This window comes from Pseudoalteromonas sp. SG43-7 (assembly GCF_014164295.1).
Classification (GTDB): Bacteria; Pseudomonadota; Gammaproteobacteria; order Enterobacterales; family Alteromonadaceae; genus Pseudoalteromonas; species Pseudoalteromonas rhizosphaerae.
The window spans coordinates 1-671 of sequence record NZ_JACJEY010000169.1; the positions used below are offsets into that span (position 1 = coordinate 1).

Here is a 671-nt window from a genome sequence, read left to right on the forward strand (position 1 = left end):
TCCGGCATGGTGGTATCAATGATCCCAGTGACGCTGGCGGTGCCTTGATTACCCACGCCATCTTCAACGGTGGCGGTAACACTAAAGTCACCCTCCGCTAAATCACTGCTGGCCGTGACACTCCATGTGCCGCCAGTTACGGTGGTTTGAACTGTCTCTGCGGGGTTTATTCCATCATTTATCACTACAGTGACAACACTGCCATCTGGCGCATCACTGCTGCCGTTAATGGTCGGTGTAGTGTCGTTGGTTTCACCTATCGCGTTGATGGTAATACTCGGCGCTAAGGTGTTAAGTGTAAAGGTATCAGTGGCACTGTTGCTGTTGCCCGCTGCATCACTGACACTCGCAACCACCGTGTAATCATCATCGCCGAGGACTGGCGAGGTGACCGCCCACTCACCATTGGTATTAACCGTTGCACTAAGCGTGGTACTGGTCCCGACACTATCGGTCACAACAAGATTTATAATAGTTCCTGCTGGCTCTGACGAGGTGCCACTGAGTGTCGGCGTATCATCATTAATGGCACCGAGGCTATTGATACTGATCAACGGATCTAAGGTATCCACACTGCCAGTGCCGGTGTCACTGCCGGTATTGCCTGCCGCATCGGTAATACTGGCGGTTACTGTATAACTGCCATCCGTTAAGCTTGGTGCTGTTACTTG

1 protein-coding gene is annotated in these 671 nt (G+C 52.0%); it reads right to left on the reverse strand.

The features are described from left to right. On the reverse strand, window positions 1–671 hold a 671-nt coding region (locus H5200_RS23330), incomplete at both ends, for an Ig-like domain-containing protein (protein WP_182762873.1).